Source organism: Streptomyces sp. NPDC019443 (genome assembly GCF_044389785.1).
Taxonomy (GTDB): domain Bacteria; phylum Actinomycetota; class Actinomycetes; order Streptomycetales; family Streptomycetaceae; genus Streptomyces.
The window spans coordinates 395,043-417,432 of sequence record NZ_JBIRYJ010000002.1 but is presented as its reverse complement, the minus strand read 5'-3'; the positions used below and the strand labels follow the sequence as shown (position 1 = coordinate 417,432).

Here is a 22,390-nt window from a genome sequence, read left to right as displayed (position 1 = left end):
ATCGGCTGGATCTTCCGGCCGGGCTTTGGCAGGATGCGCGCCCGCAGCCGGGACGGCCCGCGTCACACAGCCCCTGAACACGTCCTGACCTGCTTGTACGGGCCAATTGCGTGGTCATGCGGGCTTCGTGAAGGTGTCATGCAGACTGGGGATTATGCGTATCGAACTCGCGACCACCCCCGGCACGCCCGAACGCCCCAACGAGGACTGGGCTTCCGTGGCCCTGCCGGGCTCCGGCCAGGGCGGAACGCTCGTGGTGCTGGACGGTGTGACGCCACCGGCGGGGGACTACGGATGTGTGCACGGGGTGCCGTGGTTCACCGCCAGGCTCGGCGGCGCGCTGGTCGAACTGTCCGGTTCGCGACGGGATATGACACTGGCAGAGGTCCTTTCGGAGGCAATCCGGCGCACCGCGGACGCCCACCGGGACACCTGTGACCTTTCTCACGTGCGTACACCGCAGGCCACGGTGGTCATGGCGCGCTGGGGCGGCCGGGCGGAGCCGGTGGAGCATCTGGTGCTGTCCGACTCGACGCTCCTGCTGGAGTCGCCGGACGGGCAGGTGCGGGCGGTGCTGGACGACCGTATCGACCAGTTGCCCCGCGAGTCCCTGCGTACACATGCCTCGGCGGACGCGCTGCGCAATACGGAGGGCGGGTTCTTCACCGCGGCGGCCGATCCGGGGGTGGCGGTCCGCGCGGTGACGGGCAGCACGCCCCGCGGCGAGGTGCGGGCCGTGGCGGCGCTGACCGATGGGGCGGCCCGCTGGGTGGAGATGTTCGCGGAGGGCAGCTGGGCCGAGTGCCTGGGGCTGCTGCGCAAGGAGGGGCCGCAGGGTCTGATCGACCGGGTCAGGGCACTGGAGAACTCGGCCCAGGAGCGTGGGAGCGTGATCCGCTGGAAACTGCACGACGACGCGGCGGCGGTCTTCGCGGAGCTCTGACCCGAGTCACTCCTCGCTCTCGGCCCGCTGGTTCAGCTGGTGCAGCAGCCGGGCCAGCTCCGCGACCTCGCCGCGGTCCCAGCCCGCCAGTTTGCTCATATAGCGGTCGCGCCGCGCGTCCCGCACCCGGCGGAAGCGCGAGCGCCCTTCGTCGGTGAGCCGGACGAGTGAAGCGCGGCCGTCGGCCGGGTCGGGTTCGCGGACCACCAGGCCGAGCTCCTCCAGGGCGCGCAACTGGCGGCTCATGGTCGCCTTGCCGACGCCGATGTAGCCGGCGAGGTCAGTGGCGCGCTGCTGCCCGGCCTCCTCGAGCCGCACGAGAAGTCCGTACGCGGCGGGCTCGAGATCGGGGTGGACCTCGCGGGCCATCTCGCCGGAGGACGCCCGGGCCCGGCGCAGAAAGACGGCCAACTCCCGTTCCAGAGCGAGGAATTCGTGGTCCACACCACTCTCGCCCTTGGGGTCCGCTTCACTCTCTGTACCGCTTTCGTGCACGTCAGCACCCCTCGCGCGCTTTCCGGATCCTGAAAGTTTCTTTCGGCGGCACCGATTGCCGCAGCTCGGCCAGTATTTCGCAGGCGTAGACCAACGGCAGCACCCTGCCCCCCTTCCACAAGGCGGTTCTACGTGCGTAGCTTCCTAGCTGACATGTCCACACCATGAAATCCGCCACGACATGTCGACACATCGTCAGTTCACCCCCACCGAGGTCTTCGGAGGCACGCTATGCCCGTGCTCAGATCCGGATCGACCGACCGCTCACGCCTCGCGACAGCGGCCGGCACTCTCCTCGCAGTTCTCTCCCTCCTCCTCGCCCTCCCCGCCACCGCCGGCGCCGCTGACGCTCCCCCGCGCGGCTCGGCGCACCTTGGCATGGGCGTCATCGCTCACGACGGACAGGGAGGCCTACCGCCGGTCAACCGCGCCGCACAGACGGAAGGCGTCGACGTCTCCAGCCACCAGGGCAACGTCAACTGGTCCGGCCTGTGGAGCAGCGGCGTGAAGTGGGCCTATGTCAAGGCCACCGAGGGCACCTACTACAAGAACCCGTACTTCGCGCAGCAGTACAACGGCTCGTACAACATCGGGATGATCCGCGGTGCCTACCACTTCGCCACCCCCGACACCGCGTCCGGCACGGCGCAGGCCGACTACTTCGTGAACAACGGCGGCGGCTGGTCCCGGGACGGCAAGACCCTGCCGGGCGCGCTGGACATCGAGTGGAATCCGTACGGCGCCGCCTGCTTCGGCAAGACCCGGTCCGGGATGGTCACCTGGATCCGCGACTTCCTGAACCGCTACAAGGCGCGCACCGGGCGGGACGCGGTGATCTACACCGCCACCAGCTGGTGGACGCAGTGCACCGGCAACTACAGCGGCTTCGGCGCGGCCAACCCGCTGTGGATCGCCCGGTACAACACCACGCCGGGCACCCTGCCGGCCGGCTGGGCCTACCAGACGATGTGGCAGTACACCTCGTCAGGACCGATCGTCGGCGACCACAACAAGTTCAACGGCGCGCTGGACCGCGTCGTGGCGCTCGCCAACGGCTGAGCGGCGCACCCAGCCCGTCCCGCGCCCGCTGGTCACGACCAGTGCGCGGGGCGGGTCAGCCCGAGGGACAGCCTGGTTGACAGGTCGCCCTTGGCCGCGTTCAGCTGCGGCTGGGTGAGGAAGATGCTGCCGGTCAGATCCGCGCCCGTGAGGTTCGCGTCCCTGAGGTCGGCCCCGATGAGGTCGGCGAGACGCAGATCGGCGCCGGTGAGATCGGCGGCGATGAGATACGCGCCGCGCAGATCGGCGCCCCTGAGGTCCGCGCCCCGCAGCCGCGCACCGACGAGGTCGGCGCCCCTGCGGTCCTTCTTCCGGTCCTTCTTCCTACGGTCCTTCATCTTGCCGGCCGCTTCGGCCCGGACGAGTTCGCTCGTACGGAGCAGCAGTACGTTGACGTCCTGCCGGTGCGTGGCCACGTCCAGCTTTTCGAGGGCGTCGGGGCCGAGCCCCGTGAGGCGCTCGGTCTCCTCCAGCAGCCGCCGCAGCTCGGCGTGCAGCGCGCGGGCGGGGTGCAGGCTGAGCGCCTCGGTCAGATACACGAGCAGCTCATGAAGCTGTCGTACGACGGGGAACACCGCGAACATCTGCGATGCGGCTTCCGGGGCCTGTCGCCAGTCCGTGCCGCCGAAGGTGACCTGGGAGACCTTCTGTCCCGCGCCGAAGCAGTCGTAGACCGTGCAGCCGGGAAAGCCGCTCTGCCGCAGTCGCGTGTGGATGCCGCACCGGAAGTCCGTCTGCAGGTTGGAGCAGGGCTTTCCGGCGTCCTTGTCGACCGCGAAGTCCGCGGATGCGGAGAAGGGCAGTGCCACGCAGCACAGTCCGAAGCAGCTCCCGCAGTCCGCCCGCAGGGCCCGGTCATCGCGTTGGTCGTTCACACCAGCCATTGTGCTGCGTCCTCCCGGGCCGCCACCGCCGGACCCCCGAACCCCCGGCGCACGGGCGCCGGGGGTCCGTCTCTCACCGAGAGATCATCGCGGGCTCGTCAGCCGCACAGGCCGGCCGGGCGCTCACGGGTGACCAGGTCTGTCCAGCCCGTCGTGCCGTCGATCCAGACCACCTGCCGGCCCGAGACCGCGGCCGGGGAGATCTGCTCGCCGCGGTTGCAGGAGACCCGCTCCTGGCGCGAGCCGTCCGTCGTCAGCTGCCACAGCTTCGACAGCGACTCGTTACGGAACGCCGTGCCGGGCAGCACGCTGTTCACGGTGACTGCGTCCTCGGAGACCGTCAGGTCGAAGGGCAGCAGCGCGGTCGGCTTGGCCTCCGGGCTGATGTCCACCGTGCCGGTGCCGTCCAGGCCCGAGCGGCGGACGGCCATCTGGCCCTCGTCGTTCAGATTCTCGTCCACCAGCCAGAAGACGTGCGTGGAGTTGATGCCGCCCTGGCCGAGGACCTGCGGCTCACCGAGCTGGCCCGCGAGGGTGGCCTTGCCGGTCTTGAGGTCGTAGACCTCGACGCCCAGCTTGTACTCCTCGGGGGTCGGATACAGCTTGGCGTAGGCGAGCTTCCCGTTCTTGATCGAGGGGAGCGCGGTGAGTATGTCGAAGCCGCCGCCGTCCACGAAAGTGGGCTCACGGTCGCCGGGGCGCAGATGGCCCACATGCCGGTCGCCGAAGATGCCGAAGCTCTCGAAGACGACGACGCCGTTCTCCACGCGCAGCCCGCCGACGTCCGTGAACGAGGTGTAGAGCTTCTTGATCGGACCGCCCGCGAGCGGCCGGGAGAGGATGTCGAGGCTGGTCGTGCCGTACGCCGCCCAGACGACCGTCTTGCCGTCGGTCGCCGGGTAGACGTGGTAACGGCCGTCGTTGGGGCTGATCAGCTTCGGGGCACCCTTGCCGTCGGCACGGCCCGCGTACACGGAGTACGGCTCCGAGCCGTCGTCGTTGGACTGCGACGCGGCCCACCAGCCGCCGCCCGCCTGGACCCGGGTGCCGGACGTGTTGACCTTGCCCAGCAGCTGGTCGGAGTCGACGCCGAGCGCGTCCTCCCAGCCGGGGACGATGCCGTGGGCGTTGAAGGAGCGCTTCACCGCGGTGAGTTGCTTCGCGGTGACACCGAGGTCCTTGGCCGCCGCGAGCACCGCGTTGCGGCCGTCGGTGAAGCCGTCGAGCGGCGTCATGTACTCGGCCAGCGCCTTGTACACGATGCGGTCGGCGAGCTCCCCGCCCACGTCCTGGCGCAGGTCCCACAGCGCGCCGGAGAAGATGGTGGAGTTGAGGTGCACGCCACCGTTGTCGGTGCCGAAGGCGACGCCGAGGAAGTTCTTCGAGGTGGTCGCGCCGTCGTTGAGATTGCGGAAGGCGCACTCGCGCGGCTTCGTCGTACGGCAGAGGTCCTCGCCGATCAGACCGGCGTCCGGGTCGTCCATGGCGGCGCCGGAGACGCTGGTGTCGATCGCGTTGCCGAAGTAGTCGGCGAGTGCCTCGTTGAGGGCGCCGGACTGGCCGGCGTAGACGAGGTTGGCGGTGTTCTCGACGACGCCATGGGTCATCTCGTGACCCACCACGTCGAGGTCGGCGGAGAGCGGCTTGTAGTCCTCGTCGCCGCTGCCGTAGACCATCTTCTGGCCGTCCCAGAAGGCGTTGACGTACGGACCGCCGAAGAAGGTGACCCCGACCAGGGAGTTGACGGTCATGCCGCGGCCGTCGAGGCTGTCGCGGGCGTGGTTCGACTTGAAGTAGTCGTAGACCTTGCCGCCCGCCCAGTGGGCGTCGACCGCGCCGGACTCGGTTGCGTCCTTGCCGAAGTCCTTGGCCGGGTGGCCGAATTCCTTCAGCCCGCTGGGCCAGGCGCCGGCCACCTCGCTCACGTCGCGGTCCCGCGCGTCCCAGGTGGTGAGGGTGTTCTTGCTGGTGGCGCCCATCCGCGACTGGTCGATCAGCACGTACTGGTCGCGGGTGGTGTCGAGCTGGACGTCGAGGTCGACCTTGGCGCCGTCCAGCTTGACGCCGGTGCCCTTGAGGCCGACGGCGGGGTCGGCGTCGGCCGCGCGCGCGGACCGCGGTGCGGCCTTCGGCGCCGTGCCGGACGCGGTGGCGGCGGACGCGGCGGCCTTCGTCGCGGTCAGCGTTTTGATGCCGCTGAACTGCAGCACCGGGTAGCCGGCGCGGGCGTCGACGTAGACCTGCTGAAGCACCGGTTCGCCGGTGGTGGGGTTCGTGCCGCGTACGGTCACGTGGTACGCGAGGACGCCCTCGCCGCGCGGGATCACCACGAGACCGCCGGCGGCGCCGGTGAGCGCGGCGGCCTTCGCGGACTTGGCCCCCTTGCCGCGTACGGCGTCGGCCTTGCTCAGCGTCCTGCCGCCGAGGCGCGCCACCGTCGCCGCGACCGCGCGGCGCACCGCCGTCTCCTTGCTGACCGTCGCGTTCGTGCCGGTCTTCAGTCCGGTGAAGTACTTGCCGGAGGTGCCGGTGACGAAGCGCTCGCCGCCCTTGGACTCCATGCGTACGACGTACTGGCCGCCGAACACCGGGATGCCGTGGTGCTTCTGCTGAAGCCTCACGACCTCTTCCGCGCCGTGTCTGACGGTCTGCAGCGGCGCGAGGTCGCGCCGTGCGTCGGCGATCCTGTAGCGGCCGTCCTTGGCGTCGAGATGGCCGCGGGCCGCGTCCGCAGGGCTGGCCTTGGCGTCCGCCGCCTCCCGGATGCCGTCGACGAGCGACGGGGTGGCCGTCTCGGCCCCCGGGACGACATCGGCGGGCGGTGCGGCGGCCGGCGGAGTGACCGCCTGTGCCGGTACCGCGGTGAGCAGCAGCCCGGCTGCTCCGAGCAGTGCGGCGAGACCGGTCCCCCTGGATATGCCCGGTCTCTGTGTGCTTGTCCTGGCCTTGCGCACAGTTCGTACCCCTCCCACGTGCTGGTCAAGCCGTAAAGGTGGTCATGGCCATGCAACCGGTGGGACGCCAACCGATCAATGTGGCCTGCGCGTTGACAAGTGGACATGCCCACTTGTGTGCCTCGTGAAGGCGGAGTGAGAATCCGATGCATGACCGAGGGGGAATTGCACACCCTCGGCCTGGGGGAGGCCGAGGAGCGCGCTTACGAGGCACTGCTCAAGGAACGGGCCGCTGGGGCCGAGGAGTTGGCACGACTGCTGGGACTGCCGCGGGACCGGCTGGACCGGGCGCTCGGCCATCTGGTCGAGCACGGCCTCGCGCTGCCCGCGGACGGGGACGGCGACGGGCTGCCGCATCCGGCCGCTCCGGCCGCCGCGATCCGTACGCTCATCCACCGCCGGCAGGCGGAACTGCACTTACGGTCCGCGGAGTTGGAGCGATTACGGATGACCGCGGACCGGCTGGCGGGCCGGCTGATGTCCGGGTCACCCTGCGCGCCCGACGGCGGCATCGAGGTAGTGACGGGCCCACGGGCGATCGGCGAACGGGCGGAGTACCTGCTGGCGTCGGCGGAACGGGAGGTGGCGATCCTGGACCGCCCGCCGTATGTGAAGGGGCCGCGGGACGGCAGCGCCGCGCAGCCGGGTCTCGGCATCGAGGCGCTCCTCGACCGGGGCGTTCAGGTGCGGACCGTCCTGGACCGGGACGGACTCGCCTACCCGGGCCGGATGCGCTCGGTGACCTGCCTCGTCGAACAGGGCCTGCGGGCACGGGTGTCGACGGCCGTCCCCACCAAACTGATCGCGGTTGACCGCCGGATCACCCTCCTCCCCCCGACCGAAGCGGCGGACCCGAAGGCCTCGGCACTGGTGATCGGCGACTCGCTGCTGAGCAACGCGCTGGTGCCGCTGTTCGAAACGGTCTGGGCCCATGCCACGCCACTGGGCGGCTCGGCCCGGGCGTGCGCGGCGCTGCCGAAGGCCCAGAAGGAATTGCTCGGCCTGCTGGCGGCGGGCCTCAAGGACGAGGCGATCGCCCGCCGCCTGGGCGTCCATGTGCACACGGCACGCCGGAGGATCAGCCACCTGCTGGAGACGCTGGGCGCGGAGACGCGCTTCCAGGCGGGGGCGCAGGCGACGTTGCGGGGCTGGCTGGACTGAAAGCCACGAGCGGGCAGGATGTCCGGATGAGTTGGCACAGCCGTACGAACAGAACCAGCGGCACGTTCAGGGGGCTCGTGTGGCCCGCCATGGCCGTGCTGACCACCGTGGCCGTGCTGACTGCCGCGACCGCGTGCGCCGGGCCCACCTCTTCCGCCGCGCCGCCGAAAGCCACCGCGGCGGACCGGTCGGCCGAGGCGCGGGCCGTCGCCCCCGCGCCGCGGGCCTCCGCCACCACCTTTGCCGGAGCCTCGTCCGTCGGGGTGCTGATCGATCCGGACGGCGAGCACTTCTGCACCGCGAGCGTCGTGGCCAGCCCCCGGGGCAATGTCATCGCCACCGCCGCGCACTGCATCCAGGACTCGGGCAGCGCGGACGCGTACCGGCCGGGCGAGCTGGAGTTCGCGCCCGGATTCTCGGGCAGGGGCAAGGGGACGTATCCGTACGGGCGCTGGAAGGTCGGAGCCATCCACGTCGACGAGCGCTGGACGGACGGCGACGACGACGCGGATGCCGCCGACTACGCGTTCCTCGTGCTGAAGCCGGACGCGAAGGGTCGTCAGGTGCAGCAGGCCGTCGGCGCCGCCACCGCCGACTGGGCCTCGCCGCCCGAGCGCCGGGTCACCGTCGTCGGGTATCCGAACCGGAATCACAACCCCACCAACCGCCCCGTCGCCTGCACCACCGACACCCGCCCCGACCCGGATCTGCCGAAGACGCTGATCATGGAGTGCGCGGGCTTCTGGGAAGGCACCAGCGGCGGGCCCTGGCTCGCCGGCTACCGGGACGCCAGGCATCAGGGCAGGCTCATCGGCGTACTGAGCGGCGGCGACACGGACAGCGAGTCGACAGCTGCCCTCTTCGACGCCCGCGCCCGCGCGCTGTACGACGAAGCCAGGGCCGGATAAAGGGCCGCGGCCGGAGAAGAGGCCGCGGCCGGATAAAGGGCCGCGGCCGGGAAAGGGCAGCGGCCGGACAACGCGAAGGCCCGGCAGTGCCGGAACACCGCCGGGCCCACAGCGCATCCCCGGTCAGGCCGCCGCGGCAGCCACCGGAACCTCCGCCGGCGAGAGCGCGATCCCCAGCACCTGGCGGACATCCGTCACCGGGTGCACCTCCAGCTTGTCGAGGATCTCCGCCGGGACGTCGTCCAGGTCCGCCTCGTTCCGCTTGGGGATCACGACGGTCGTGATGCCCGCCCGGTGCGCGGCCAGCAGCTTCTGCTTCAGACCGCCGATGGGCAGGACGCGGCCGGTCAGCGAGACCTCGCCGGTCATGGCGACGTCCGTGCGCACCTGACGGCCACTCAGCAGCGATGCGAGCGCCGTCGTCATCGTGATGCCCGCGCTCGGCCCGTCCTTCGGCACCGCGCCCGCCGGGAAGTGGATGTGCGCGCCCCGGTCCTTCAGGTCGGCGACCGGAAGCTCCAGTTCGGCCCCGTGCGAGCGGAGGAAGGAGAGTGCGATCTGCGCGGACTCCTTCATCACGTCGCCGAGCTGACCGGTGAGGGTCAGTCCCGCCGCGCCCGTCTCCGGGTCGGCCAGCGACGCCTCGACGTACAGCACGTCGCCGCCCGCGCCGGTGACCGCGAGGCCGGTGGCCACGCCGGGCACGGCCGTCCGGCGCTCGGCCGGGTCCTGCGCGGACTCGGGCACGTGGTGCGGCCGTCCGATCAGGCCGCGCAGCTGCTCGGCACCGACCGTGAACGGCAGCTCCCGCTCGCCCAGTTCGTGCTGGGCGGCCACCTTGCGCAGCAGCCGGGCCACCGAACGCTCCAGGTTACGGACGCCCGCCTCCCGGGTGTACTCACCCGCGAGCTTGCGCAGCGCCGAGTCCTCCAGGACGACCTCGCCGGGCTCAAGACCCGCCCGCTCCAGCTGGCGCGGCAGCAGGTGGTCCCGGGCGATGACGACCTTCTCGTCCTCGGTGTAGCCGTCGAGCCTGACCAGCTCCATCCGGTCGAGCAGGGCCTCCGGGATGGCCTCCAGGACGTTCGCCGTGGCGAGGAACACCACGTCGGACAGGTCGAGTTCGACCTCCAGGTAGTGGTCGCGGAAGGTGTGGTTCTGCGCCGGGTCCAGGACTTCGAGCAGCGCGGCCGCAGGGTCGCCCCGGAAGTCCGAGCCGACCTTGTCGATCTCATCGAGCAGGACGACCGGGTTCATCGAACCGGCCTCCTTGATCGCCCGCACGATCCGGCCGGGGAGAGCACCCACGTACGTACGCCGGTGTCCGCGGATCTCCGCCTCGTCCCGTACGCCGCCGAGCGCGACCCGGACGAACTTCCGTCCCATCGCGTGCGCGACGGACTCACCGAGCGAGGTCTTGCCGACGCCGGGCGGGCCGACGAGCGCCAGGACCGCGCCACCGCGCCGTCCGCCGACGACGCCGAGCCCTCGGTCGGCGCGCCGCTTGCGCACCGCCAGGTATTCGGTGATCCGTTCCTTCACGTCCTGCAGGCCGGAGTGCTCGGCGTCCAGGATCGCCTTGGCGCCCTGGATGTCGTACTCGTCCTCTGTCCGTTCGTTCCACGGCAGCTCGAGGACGGTGTCGAGCCACGTGCGGATCCAGGAGCCCTCAGGGCTCTGGTCGCTCGACCGCTCCAGCTTCTCGACCTCCTTGAGCGCGGCCTCGCGCACCTTCTCGGGGAGGTCGGCGGCCTCGACGCGGGCCCGGTAGTCGTCGGACTCGTCTTCGCCGTCCTCGCCGTTGAGCTCGCGCAGCTCCTTGCGTACGGCTTCGAGCTGACGGCGCAGCAGGAACTCGCGCTGCTGCTTGTCGACGCCCTCCTGGACGTCCTTGGCGATGGACTCGGCGACGTCCTGCTCGGCGAGGTGCTCACGCAGCTGCTCGGTGGCGAGCTTGAGGCGGGCCACCGGGTCGGCGGTCTCGAGCAGCTCGATCTTCTGGGCGGTGGACAGGAACGGCGAGTAGCCGGAGTTGTCGGCCAGTTGCGAGATGTCGTCGATCTGCTGGACACGGTCCACGACCTGCCATGCGCCGCGCTTCTTCAGCCAGTCGGTGGCGAGCGCCTTGTACTCCTTGACCAGCTCGGTGACCGAGCCGGGCATGGAGCCTCCCCGGGCCCCCTGGGGCCCAGGGGAAGGGTCGGGCACGATCTCCTCGACGCGCGCCCCCTCGACCCAGAGCGCGGCGCCGGGGCCCGTGGTCCCCGCGCCGATCCTCACCCGGCCCCGGCCGCGGATGAGGGCGCCGGGGTCTCCGTCGGAGAGCCGGCCGACCTGCTCCACGGTTCCGAGCACGCCGGTCGCGGCGTAGGTCCCGTCGACGCGCGGAACAAGCAGCACCGTCGGCTTGCTGGCACCACTGGAACGCGCGGCAGCCTGGGCGGCCTCCACCGCGGCTCGTACGTCGGTGTCGGACAGGTCGAGCGGCACCACCATTCCGGGCAGCACGACCTCGTCGTCGAGCGGCAGCACGGGCAGGGTGAGCGGTGTGGACGTCGAAGCCATTATCTCCCCTTAGGCAGTGAAGTTGAGCTGTATGGACTCAATGCACAGCGCTGCGGAGATGTTCCCAGGGGGTGTTCGCTGTCAGCGATCGACTCTCGTGCCTGGTCAAGGGGCGCGCAGGGGCGGGAGCTGATGCTTACCGGTCGCGGAGCGCGAAACCGTTCCGCCACCGCGCCCAGCGGCGCACCGCGGGCCAGCAGGCGATGCCGGCCAGCAGGGCAAGCGGATGGCCCCAGTTGGTGAGCGGGTCCTCGAAGGCGAGCAGGTCCTGGAGGAGCATCAGGGAGACGAAGCCGAGCAGCGTCGCGCGCAGCACCGGGCTGAGCAGCCCGGCAAGGGCGCCGATGCTCGCCATCAGGCCGAAGCTGATGCCGTAGTCGAGACGGTGCAGCGAAGTGGCGGGCAGATGTCCGGCCACCACCGAGACCCCGACCGGGATCTCGGTGGCCAGCGTCGCCGCGACGTGGCCGGCCAGGAAGACGCCGGCGGTGCGCCAGCCTCCGATGCGGCGTTCCAGCGCGGTGAGTGTGAAGAAGAAGGCGATGGCGTACGGGCCCAGCAGGTCGCCCGCGACCCACAGCGCGCTGGCGCCGAGAACGAGCAGGGGGCTGTCCGCCAAATGGGCGACATCAGTGCTGGAACCGCGGAGCAGAGAGGAGACGGTCGCGGGGTCTCCGTACTGCGTGAAGAGCGAGGTGGTGAGCAGGACGAGGACATAGCAGAAGGTGAACGGTGTCCCGGTGGGCGTGGGCAGCAGCTGGAGCACGCGCCGCCAGGCCGGGAGACCCACGGGCGGAGCGGGCGTCGCGGTGGGCATCGGGGCGGGCGTCACCGCCGGTGCGACTACTGGTGCGACAGCTGCCGGCGTGACGGGGGCCTGCACGGGAGCCGTGACAACCGGCGCGGCTGATGTCCGCTGAGTCGGGACGGCGTTCAGCAGTTCCTGGCCCGTGGCCGGGTCGCGTGTCGTCGGCCGATGCACCGCGTGAGGCCCCTTTCGTCAAGCCCCCGAACAAGCCCCCACCCAACGCGATCACCATCACACCCGTCTATGACGTGCGCCACACGGGGCAACCTTCACAGGTTTCCAGGCGTCGCGAGCACGTCGGACCGACCCTGGCCCGGCAGACCCGGGCCGCGCTTGGCCGAAACCATTTGTCCCGCTCGCCCCACCCCGCCACCATGACCACCGACAACGCGTCCGCCCCGCACCCGTCACCCGGAGGTCACCCGCCATGCCGCTCCAAGCCGACGGACCCGTCATCCTCGACCGGCGAGAGGGGCCCCACGGGGAGGTCGTGCTCCGGCAGCGCGGTGCGCATCACGAGATCATCGCCAATGGGTGCTTCCTGATGGACACTTCCGACGGCCGCTCCGAGCGGCTGCTCGTCGACGCCGCCTACGAAGCCCTCGCCGCCGCCGGAAAGAGCGACCCCACCCTCCTCATCGGCGGACTCGGCGTCGGTTTCTCCCTCGCCCGTGCCGCCGCCAACCCCCGCTGGCGGCACATCGCCGTCGTCGAGCGCGAGCAGGCGATCATCGACTGGCATCGCACCGGTCCCCTCGGACAGATCTCCGGCGACGCGCTCGCCGACCCCCGCAGCGTGATCCTTCGCACGGACCTCGTCGCGTACCTGCGAACGACCACGGACCGCTACGACGCTCTCTGTCTGGACATCGACAACGGACCCGACTGGACCGTCACCGACGACAACGAAAACCTCTACTCGCCGGCCGGACTCGCCGCCTGCCAGGGCCGGTTGGAGCCCGGCGGCATCCTCGCGGTGTGGTCCGCGCAGCCCTCCCCGGCTTTTGAGGATGCGTTGCGGAATGCCGGATTCACCGGGGTAACCACCGAAGAGATCCGTGTTGCCCGAGGCGTACCCGACGTGGTCCACCTCGCTGTTCGCCCTGCGTAGCCGGGACACCTTCACTGCCTTTACGCTGCTGACCTACACACGAGATCTACACCGGCATGCAGCTCGCGAGAACGCGTACAGGGGCGGGGCGATGGAGCAGACACACACCACGCACAACGGCGTCGCGGCCACACCCGGCGCCCAGCGCCGGGTGCTGGTCGTCGAGGACGACTCGACGATCGTCGACGCCATCGCCGCCCGCCTGCGGGCGGAAGGCTTCCTGGTCCAGACGGCATTGGACGGCCCGGCCGCCGTCGACGCCGCCGAGGCCTGGCAGCCCGATCTGATGGTGCTCGATGTGATGCTTCCGGGGTTCGACGGCCTGGAGGTCTGCCGCCGCGTCCAGGCGCAGCGCCCGGTTCCGGTGCTGATGCTCACGGCGCGCGACGACGAGACCGACATGCTCGTCGGTCTCGGCGTGGGCGCCGACGACTACATGACCAAGCCGTTCTCGATGCGCGAGCTCGCGGCCCGGGTGCATGTGCTGCTGCGCCGCGTGGAGCGGGCAGCCCTCGCCGCGGTCACTCCCCGCAGCGGGATCCTGCGCCTGGGCGAGCTGGAGATCGACCACGCCCAGCGCCGGGTCCGGGTGCGCGGCGAGGACGTACATCTCACGCCGACCGAGTTCGACCTGCTGGTCTGCCTGGCGAACACGCCGCGCGCCGTCCTGTCCCGTGAGCAACTGCTCGCGGAGGTGTGGGACTGGGCCGACGCGTCCGGCACCCGCACCGTCGACAGCCACATCAAGGCCCTGCGCCGGAAGATCGGCGCCGAGCGCATCCGTACCGTCCACGGCGTCGGCTACGCGCTGGAGACGCCGGCTCCATGAGACGGCGGCGCTGGGACCGGCCGCCCGGCCGCGGCGGCCGGCGGAGCCGGCCGCGGTCCGCCTCCATCGCGATCTCGATCAAGACCAAGCTCGGGACGCTGGTCGTCGTCTCGGTCTTCATCACCACGGGCCTGCTGCTGGTCGCCCTGCGCACCCAGACCGAGGTCCGCTTCATCACCGTCTTCTCGGTGATCGCGACCTTGCTGATCACCCAGTTCGTGGCGCACGGACTGACCGCGCCGCTGGACGAGATGAACACCGTGGCCAAAGGCATATCGCACGGCGACTACACCCGCCGGGTGCGCGGCGCCGACCGCCGTGACGAGCTCGGCGACCTCGCCTCCACCATCAACCGCATGGCCGACGATCTGGAAGCCGTGGACCAGCACCGCAAGGAGCTGGTCGCCAATGTCTCGCACGAGCTGCGCACCCCGATCGCCGCGCTGCGCGCCGTGCTGGAGAACGTCGTCGACGGGGTCTCCGCCGCCGACCCGGAGACGATGCGCACGGCGCTCAAGCAGACGGAGCGCCTGGGCCGCCTGGTCGAGACGCTGCTCGACCTGTCCCGGCTCGACAACGGCGTCGTACCGCTCAAGGCCCGCCGATTCGAGGTGTGGCCGTACCTCTCCGGGGTGCTGAAGGAGGCCAATCTGGCCGCGATCCAGCGCGGTCTGACCTCCGGGTCGGGCAACCACACCCGTACCGACGTGCATCTGCACCTGGATGTGTCGCCGCCGGAGCTGACCGCGCACGCGGACGCGGAGCGGCTGCACCAGGTGGTCGCCAATCTGATCGACAACGCGGTCAAGCACTCGCCGCCGCACGGCCGCGTGACGGTACGCGCCCGCCGCGGCCCGCAGCCGGAGTCCCTCGACCTGGAAGTCCTCGACGAAGGCCCGGGCATCCCGGAGCCGGAGCGGCACCGGGTCTTCGAGCGCTTCAACCGGGGCAGCGTCCCGTCCCCGCACGGCAAGGGCAGCGACGGCGGCACGGGCCTGGGCCTGGCGATCGCGCGCTGGGCGGTCGATCTGCACGGCGGGCGCATCGGGGTGGCCGAATCGTCCCGGGGATGCCGGATCCAGGTCACCCTTCCGGGGATCCCTTCGGCACGCGGTTGACGTAAGGTTCGAACCGGAAGCGCGCGTTCTGCGTGTGCGTAGTGAGGACGTGGCCGGAACAAGGCCGTACGCCGTCGAGGGTACGAGCCGACCGGGCTGCGGCCGCGGTGTGGCGTACCCGAGCTTGCCCCCGGGGAAGCGGAACCACGCTTGTTTCCCGCCATTCCCAGCCCCGAAACCCGCCTTCAGGTGTGACTTGCGCGACGATGACCCGCCCCGCCTGCACCTCCCGGCCAGGGAGGCGTAGCCTTTATTTCCGCTGTCCATCACCTTGTGAAGCGGAAGAGGGCGGTTGCCGCCGTGTCGTCTCAGTCCCCCAGTAACTCGAGCATCTCGGCCGACCAAGGCCGGCAGGGCAAGAACCCTGCCGCCGCGTTCGGTCCCAATGAGTGGCTCGTCGACGAGATCTACCAGCAGTACCTCCAGGACCCCAGTTCGGTCGACCGTGCCTGGTGGGACTTCTTCGCCGACTACAAGCCGGGCGGCGCGGGTGCCGCCGCAGGGGCGAAGCCGGTGGGCGAAGCCCCCGCCTCGCAGGCCGGCGCCGCAGCCGCGGGGGCTGCGGGTGCCACCGCCGCGGCCCCGGCTGCCGTCGCCCCGAGCGCTCCCGCAGCGTCTGCGGGCACGCCGGCCGGTACGGCCACCCCAGTCGCACCCGCGGCAGTCGCACCCGCGGCGCCCCAGCAGGCCGCTCCGGCCGCCGCGGCCCCCGCCGCACCGGCGAAGCCCGCCGCGAGCGCCGGTGCCGCAGGCACCGTCACCTCCAAGCCGGCGGCTGCCGCCGGCAAGGCAGCTGAACCGGCCCCGTCCGAGGGCCCCCAGCTCGTCCCGCTGCGCGGCCCCGCCGCCGCGGTCGCGAAGAACATGAACGCCTCGCTGGAGGTGCCCACGGCCACGTCCGTGCGCGCCGTCCCGGTGAAGCTGCTCTTCGACAACCGCATCGTCATCAACAACCACCTCAAGCGCGCCCGCGGCGGGAAGGTCTCCTTCACGCACCTCATCGGGTACGCGATGGTGCAGGCCATCAAGGCCATGCCGTCGATGAACTGGTCGTACACGGAGAAGGACGGCAAGCCGGCCCTCGTGAGGCCGGAGCACATCAACTTCGGTCTGGCCATCGACCTGGTGAAGCCGAACGGCGACCGCCAGCTGGTCGTCGCCGGCATCAAGAAGGCCGAGACCATGAACTTCTTCGAGTTCTGGCAGGCCTACGAGGACATCGTCCGGCGCGCGCGCAACAACAAGCTGACGATGGACGACTTCACCGGCGTCACCGTCTCGCTGACCAACCCCGGCGGCCTCGGCACGGTCCACTCCGTGCCGCGTCTGATGCCCGGACAGTCGGTCATCATGGGCGTCGGCTCCATGGACTACCCGGCGGAGTTCCAGGGCACCTCCCAGGACACCCTGAACAAGCTGGGCGTCGCCAAGGTGATGACCCTCACCAGCACGTACGACCACCGGGTCATCCAGGGCGCCGCCTCCGGCGAGTTCCTGCGGATCGTCGCCAACCTTCTCCTCGGCGACAACGGCTTCTACGACGACATCTTCGAGGCGCTGCGCATTCCGTACGAGCCGGTCCGCTGGCTCAAGGACATCGACGCCTCGCACGACGACGACGTCACCAAGGCGGCGCGTGTCTTCGAGCTGATCCACTCCTACCGGGTCCGCGGCCATGTCATGGCCGACACCGACCCGCTGGAGTACCGCCAGCGCAAGCACCCCGACCTGGACATCACCGAGCACGGCCTCACGCTGTGGGACCTGGAGCGCGAGTTCGCCGTCGGCGGCTTCTCCGGCAAGTCCCTGATGAAGCTGCGCGATGTGCTGGGCGTCCTGCGCGACTCGTACTGCCGCACCACCGGCATCGAGTTCATGCACATCCAGGACCCGAAGCAGCGCAAGTGGATCCAGGACCGCGTCGAGCGCGGGCACACCAAGCCCGAGCGCGAGGAGCAGCTGCGGATCCTGCGCCGCCTCAACGCGGCGGAGGCCTTCGAGACCTTCCTGCAGACCAAGTACGTCGGTCAGAAGCGGTTCTCGCTGGAGGGCGGCGAGTCCGTCATCCCGCTGCTCGACGCGGTCATCGACTCGGCTGCCGAGTCGCGCCTGGACGAGGTCGTCATCGGCATGGCCCACCGCGGCCGCCTCAACGTCCTCGCGAACATCGTGGGCAAGTCGTACGCGCAGATCTTCCGGGAGTTCGAGGGCAACCTCGACCCGAAGTCGATGCACGGCTCCGGCGATGTGAAGTACCACCTGGGCGCCAACGGCACCTTCACCGGTCTGGACGGCGAGCAGATCAAGGTCTCGCTGGTCGCCAACCCCTCGCACCTGGAGGCGGTCGACCCGGTCCTGGAGGGTGTCGCGCGCGCCAAGCAGGACGTCATCAACAAGGGCGGCACGGACTTCACGGTCCTGCCTGTCGCCCTGCACGGTGACGCGGCCTTCGCCGGCCAGGGTGTCGTCGCCGAGACGCTGAACATGTCGCAGCTGCGCGGCTACCGCACCGGCGGCACGGTCCACATCGTCATCAACAACCAGGTCGGCTTCACGGCCGCCCCGGAGTCGTCGCGTTCGTCGATGTACGCGACCGACGTGGCCCGCATGATCGAGGCGCCGATCTTCCATGTGAACGGCGACGACCCGGAGGCCGTGGTCCGGGTGGCGCGGCTCGCCTTCGAGTTCCGGCAGACGTTCAACAAGGACGTCGTGATCGACCTCATCTGCTACCGCCGCCGCGGTCACAACGAGGGCGACAACCCGCAGTTCACCAACCCGCAGATGTACAACCTGATCGACAAGAAGCGCTCGGTGCGCAAGCTGTACACCGAGTCGCTGATCGGTCGCGGCGACATCACGCTGGAAGAGGCGGAGCAGGCGCTCCAGGACTTCCAGGGCCAGCTGGAGAAGGTCTTCGCGGAAGTGCGCGAGGCCACCAGCCACCCGGCCCCGGCGCATGTCCCGGAACCGCAGCCCGAGTTCCCGGTGGCCGTCACCACCGCGGTCTCCCAGGAGATCGTGAAGCGGATCGCCGAGTCCCAGGTGAACATCCCCGACTACGTCACCGTCCACCCGCGTCTGCTGCCGCAGCTCCAGCGGCGTGCGGCCTCGGTGGAGGACGGCACGATCGACTGGGGCATGGGCGAGACCCTCGCCATCGGCTCGCTGCTGATGGAGGGCACCCCGGTCCGGCTCTCCGGCCAGGACACCCGCCGTGGCACATTCGGCCAGCGCCACGCGGTGCTGGTGGACCAGGAGACCGGCGAGGACTACACCCCGCTGCAGTACCTCTCCGAGGACCAGGCCCGTTTCAACGTCTACGACTCGCTGCTGAGCGAGTACGCGGCGATGGGCTTCGAGTACGGCTACTCCCTCGCCCGCCCGGACGCGCTGGTCATGTGGGAGGCGCAGTTCGGTGACTTCGTCAACGGCGCGCAGACCGTCGTCGACGAGTTCATCTCCTCGGCGGAGCAGAAGTGGGGCCAGACCTCCGGTGTGACCCTGCTGCTGCCGCACGGCTACGAGGGCCAGGGCCCGGACCACTCGTCCGCCCGTCCTGAGCGCTTCCTGCAGATGTGCGCGCAGAACAACATGACGGTCGCGATGCCGACCCTGCCGTCGAACTACTTCCACCTGCTGCGCTGGCAGGTCCACAACCCGCACCACAAGCCGCTGATCGTCTTCACCCCGAAGTCGATGCTGCGTCTGAAGGCGGCGGCGTCGAAGTCGGAGGAGTTCACCAACGGCGGCTTCCGCCCGGTGATCGGCGACACCGCGGTTGATTCGGGCAAGGTGGACCCGAACGCGATCCGCAAGGTCGTCTTCTGCACCGGCAAGGTCTACTACGACCTGGACGCCGAGCGGATCAAGCGCGGCAACACGGACACCGCGATCATCCGTCTCGAGCGTCTGTACCCGCTGCCGGGCGCCGAGCTCCAGGCGGAGATCGCCAAGTTCCCGAACGCCGAGAAGTACCTCTGGACGCAGGAGGAGCCGGCGAACCAGGGTGCGTGGCCGTTCATCGCGCTGAACCTGATCGACCACCTGGACCTGGCCGTCGGCGCGGACATCCCGGGCGCCGAGCGCCTGCGCCGCATCTCGCGGCCGCACGGCTCGTCGCCGGCTGTCGGCTCGGCCAAGCGTCACCAGGCGGAGCAGCAGCAGCTGCTCAACGAGGTCTTCGAGGCCTGACCGTCGTACGAACCGGAGGGCCCTGTCCCGCGCACACCGCGCGGGACAGGGCCCTTCGGGCTGTTCAGGCGCCTTCGGCTGTTCAGGCCCTTCGGCTCTTCGGCCTGTTCAGGCCTCTTCGAGTCTGGCGATCTCGTGGCGGATGAGGCTCGCCGCCTCCGAGTCGGACGCACCCGCGGCGGACAGCATGGACAGCACGGCCCGGTGTTCCTCCAGGGCGCGCTCAAAGCCCGCCGTACGTTCCAGACGAGTGGCTCGCATCCACTGGGCGGTGGCCGCGCGGTCCAGCAGGTCGCCGGTTCCGGACTGGGCAGCGGCGTGGCGGTAGTGGGACGCGGCGTCCTGCAGCTTCGGGTGGGATGCGGTGCGCTGGGCCAGCAGGGCGGCGGCCACGGCGCGGTACCACCAGGCGTACGCGGTCAGTTCGGGGTCGGCGGCCGCGCGGGCGGCGGCGCCCAGTGCCCAGTCCGCCTCGTGGAGATCGGCGACGGTCTGCTCGGCCCGGAAGCTCTCGATGTAGGCGTGGCCCAGCAGGGCCCTGCGGCGCGGGAGTTCGGGATCGGCGGACGGTGTCTCGTCGATCGCCCCGCGCAGGGCACGCACGGCCGAGTGCACATCGGCGGGCGACTCCTTGTCCACGCCGCGTTCGGTCAGCTGCCTGCCGAGCGAGGTGAGCACGACGGCGCGGCCGGGGTCGTGCCAGGGCAGCAGCGGCACGGCCTCGGTCCAGGCCGCGATCGCCGAGTCGCGGTGCGCCCAGCCGCCGGTGGACACATAGCGCTGCTCCAGGACGCGGGCCATCCGCAGCAGGATGTCGGCCTGTGCCTCCTCGTCCTTGCCGACGTAGCGACGCGCCTGGTCGAGAGCCTGGAGGATGCGCAGTCTGGCGTCGTCGTCGGGGTACTGGTGGGCGAACTCGATGGCGTCGGCGTAGTCCAGCCAGGCACGGCAGAGCTCCGTCTGCGGGACGGCGTCCCAGTCGAGCCCGTCGATGCCGGCGTGCAGATCCTTGTCGGCCCGGTCGGCGAAGGCGCGGGAGGCGATCAGGTCCTCCTCGTCGGCGGCCCGCGCGACGGGCCCCTCGCCCCGGTAGTGGCGGGCCAGTTCGAGGAGCAGTCCGCCCTTGATGAGCAGTGCGGACTCCCGGCGCTCGTCGGCCAGCAGCAGTTGTACGACGCCGAGGGCGATGTGCAGCGTCTCGGTGAACCAGTCCTCGGGGCGGACCGGACCGCGCAGCGCGTACGGAGCGCCGGTCACGGCCAGCCGCCGCAGCACCCGGATCCTGGCCGCCGCCGCTGCCTTGCCGAGCCCGCCCGGGCCGTCCGGCCGCGGCGGGGCTTCGATCAGTTCGGCGAGGCTGACGTCCGCGGTCGAAAGCAGGATCGACGCCACCAGGCCGGCGTCGTCGGGGCCCGCGGCCGCCTGGACCCGTACCCACTCCGGCATCAGCCCGGGGCTCAGCCTGCCCTCATCCACCTCGTCCGCCATCGCCTCGAGGACGTGCGCCAGCGTGAGATGCGCCTGTGGCTTCCCGGTGAGCGCGTTCTGCGCGGCGTCCAGCGCCTCGCGCAGGTCCTCGGGCAGCGGACGCACCAGCCAGCGCCGCAGCAGCGCCTCGGCCAACTCGCCGTACAGCACGGCTCGTTCTGCGGTGCGACGCTCTGCCTGGGTGGCCGAGCCGAGCAGCCTGATCGCCGCGTCCAGATCGCGTACGGTGCCGTACTCGCCGAAGTGCGCCAGACAGGCGCGGGCCTGCGCCAGCAGACCCGCCGGGCCCTGTCGCGGCAGGCCGCCGGGGGGCGAGGCCGGTTCGGGGCCGCCGAGTCTGCGCAGCACCTGGGCGGAGATCTGCGCGAAGGCCGTCTGGCTGCGGTTGTCGGGGCTGCCGGATGCCACCGGGTGCGGGTCGACCGACCCGGCGAGGAAGGCGGCGGCCATGGCGGGGAAGTTGCGTACCGTACGCCCGTAGCGCGTCTCGACGTACTCGGAGCAGTGCTTGAGAACCAACGCGGCGCTGCTCGCACCCAGTTGGCCCAGCAGCTCCTCGCGCACCCCGTCCAGGAAGACGTACGAAGGTCCGCCCTCCCGGTCGCCCGGTCCTTCGTCGTCCCGCCGCAGCAGGCCGCTGAGCAGCACCTCGGCAAGTACGTCGGGGCCACTGCGCACCAGCATGGCGCGCTGGACGAGCTGCATCACCGGGAGCACCAGCGGGACCGCCGACAGATAGACCGCGAGCTGCGCGGCGGCGGGCGACGCGGTCCGGCGGAAGGCCCGTACCCGCGCCGTTGCGTCGATGTCCAGTGCGGTACGGGACCGGCCGGAGGCGGGTTCGTGGCGGGCTCTCACCAGCGCCGCGGCGGCGTTCAGCGACTGCCCGGTCGCGCCCGCCACCAGTCGGGTCCAGGCCTCGAACGAGGAGCGGCGCAGCGCGAGCACCGGAACCGGGATACCCCGCTCGAGGCCGCCGAGGTGCGGGGTGAACTCCAGCCGCCCCGCCGGTCCTTCGCGCCGCCGCAGCAGACCCGGCCGCGCGGGCAGATGCGTACGCCTCCACATCCGCTGCGGCAGCGGCTGCACGACGGCGACCGGCGCGGTCGACGCCCAGGTGTACAGCAGGCGCTGCATACGGCCGCTGCGCCACATGGGGCCCGCGCAGTCGCTGAGCACCACGGTCAGCTGCCGCCCGGTGGGGTCGCCGAGCTGGGCGGGCGTCGGCGCGTCCTCGCTCAGGTGGTGCACGGCGACCTCGCGGAACGCTCCGGCGCGTTCGCAGACCTGCCGCAGCTCGTCAAGTGCCTTGTCCCAGACGATATTCGACGAGGAGACGTCCATGACCAGGGCGAGCCGCGCCTCACGCCGCCGGGCGGTGCGCAGCACCGGCACCACAAGACCTGTGTCGGCGGCCCGGTCCGCTGTCGCGACCTCGTCGAGCTCGCGGCGTACCAGTCGCATGGGCGGGCGGTACCGCTGAAGGGGCCGCAGAGAGCGCTGGAGGGCGAGCGCGTCCGGCAGCGCGGCGGCGGCCGGGACGGGCACCCGGCGCATACCTTCGGGCGGTACGCCGTTGGGCGCGCCCTCGCCCTGCGCGGGCCCGTACAGGTCGACGCGGGGGCGCGGCGGCGCTCCCGCCCGCAGCGGCGAGGGCGCGGGCTGCTCCGTGACCTCCACGGCCGGACGGTCCGCGGGCTGCGCCCCGGCCGTCCCCGCGGATGCGGGGGCCGGCCGCCGGGATGCGGCCGCGGGCACATGCCGGGAGAGCCACAGGGCGTCCGCCAACTCCTCGGCGGTGGGTTTCAGTTCCGCCTCGCGCAGCCGCGTGACCAGTGCGGTCAGTGCGGAGGGCGGGACGGCCGGGCTCATT

Annotated in this window: 14 protein-coding genes; 8 read left to right on the top strand and 6 right to left on the bottom strand. The window is 71.0% G+C overall.

From position 1 onward, the window contains the following. Positions 1–154 precede the first annotated feature (154 nt). Positions 155–943, top strand: coding sequence for a hypothetical protein (locus ACH492_RS08110; RefSeq protein WP_398984018.1), 789 nt, complete (start codon positions 155–157; stop codon positions 941–943). Between the two features lie 6 nt (positions 944–949). Here ACH492_RS08110 and ACH492_RS08105 read toward each other — a convergent pair whose 3' ends face one another. After that, a complete protein-coding gene (locus ACH492_RS08105; RefSeq protein ID WP_398984016.1) occupies positions 950–1,438 on the bottom strand; it encodes a MarR family winged helix-turn-helix transcriptional regulator in 489 nt (162 codons plus the stop codon). A gap of 231 nt (positions 1,439–1,669) precedes the next feature. On the opposite strand from ACH492_RS08105, the gene ACH492_RS08100 reads away from it, so the two are divergent. Continuing rightward, complete coding sequence (locus tag ACH492_RS08100; RefSeq protein ID WP_398984014.1) at positions 1,670–2,497, top strand: lysozyme; 828 nt, start codon at positions 1,670–1,672, stop codon at positions 2,495–2,497. A 32-nt stretch (positions 2,498–2,529) separates the two neighbouring features. Here the strand turns inward: ACH492_RS08100 and ACH492_RS08095 are convergent, their stop codons facing one another. Continuing rightward, positions 2,530–3,381: a pentapeptide repeat-containing protein gene (locus ACH492_RS08095; protein ID WP_398984012.1), complete on the bottom strand. Its 852-nt coding sequence runs from the start codon at positions 3,379–3,381 to the stop codon at positions 2,530–2,532. A gap of 98 nt (positions 3,382–3,479) precedes the next feature. Further along, positions 3,480–6,335, bottom strand: a complete 2,856-nt coding sequence (locus tag ACH492_RS08090; RefSeq protein ID WP_398984010.1) for a M4 family metallopeptidase — start codon at positions 6,333–6,335, stop codon at positions 3,480–3,482. A gap of 150 nt (positions 6,336–6,485) precedes the next feature. On the opposite strand from ACH492_RS08090, the gene ACH492_RS08085 reads away from it, so the two are divergent. Both ACH492_RS08085 and ACH492_RS08080 read left to right on the top strand, forming a co-directional pair. Next, complete coding sequence (locus ACH492_RS08085) at positions 6,486–7,496, top strand: helix-turn-helix domain-containing protein (protein ID WP_398984008.1); 1,011 nt, start codon at positions 6,486–6,488, stop codon at positions 7,494–7,496. 26 nt (positions 7,497–7,522) lie between these two features. After that, entirely contained in the window at positions 7,523–8,404 is an 882-nt protein-coding gene (locus tag ACH492_RS08080; protein ID WP_398984006.1) for a trypsin-like serine peptidase, read from the top strand. A 123-nt stretch (positions 8,405–8,527) separates the two neighbouring features. Here ACH492_RS08080 and lon read toward each other — a convergent pair whose 3' ends face one another. Both lon and ACH492_RS08070 read right to left on the bottom strand, forming a co-directional pair. Beyond that, complete coding sequence (gene lon / locus ACH492_RS08075) at positions 8,528–10,969, bottom strand: endopeptidase La (protein ID WP_398984003.1); 2,442 nt, start codon at positions 10,967–10,969, stop codon at positions 8,528–8,530. 136 nt (positions 10,970–11,105) lie between these two features. Next, complete coding sequence (locus tag ACH492_RS08070) at positions 11,106–11,786, bottom strand: rhomboid-like protein (RefSeq protein ID WP_398984001.1); 681 nt, start codon at positions 11,784–11,786, stop codon at positions 11,106–11,108. Between the two features lie 418 nt (positions 11,787–12,204). Between ACH492_RS08070 and ACH492_RS08065 the strand changes: the two genes are divergently transcribed. The 4 genes from ACH492_RS08065 (at position 12,205) to ACH492_RS08050 (ending at position 19,029) form a co-directional block, all read left to right on the top strand. After that, on the top strand, positions 12,205–12,888 hold the full coding sequence (locus ACH492_RS08065) for a spermidine synthase (protein ID WP_398983999.1): 684 nt from the start codon (positions 12,205–12,207) through the stop codon (positions 12,886–12,888). Positions 12,889–12,979: 91 nt separating this feature from the next. Then, positions 12,980–13,717: a response regulator transcription factor gene (locus ACH492_RS08060; protein WP_307661179.1), complete on the top strand. Its 738-nt coding sequence runs from the start codon at positions 12,980–12,982 to the stop codon at positions 13,715–13,717. Further along, a complete protein-coding gene (locus ACH492_RS08055) occupies positions 13,714–14,835 on the top strand; it encodes an ATP-binding protein (RefSeq protein ID WP_398983995.1) in 1,122 nt (373 codons plus the stop codon). The genes ACH492_RS08060 and ACH492_RS08055 overlap by 4 nt, the downstream gene beginning before the upstream one ends. A 300-nt stretch (positions 14,836–15,135) precedes the next feature. Beyond that, positions 15,136–19,029 carry a multifunctional oxoglutarate decarboxylase/oxoglutarate dehydrogenase thiamine pyrophosphate-binding subunit/dihydrolipoyllysine-residue succinyltransferase subunit gene (locus ACH492_RS08050; RefSeq protein ID WP_398983993.1) on the top strand — a complete coding sequence of 1,298 codons (3,894 nt, stop codon included), beginning with the start codon at positions 15,136–15,138 and terminating at the stop codon, positions 19,027–19,029. A gap of 108 nt (positions 19,030–19,137) precedes the next feature. On the opposite strand, the gene ACH492_RS08045 is transcribed toward ACH492_RS08050, so the two are convergent. Further along, complete coding sequence (locus ACH492_RS08045; protein WP_398984804.1) at positions 19,138–22,389, bottom strand: SAV_2336 N-terminal domain-related protein; 3,252 nt, start codon at positions 22,387–22,389, stop codon at positions 19,138–19,140. Position 22,390: the final 1 nt, after the last annotated feature.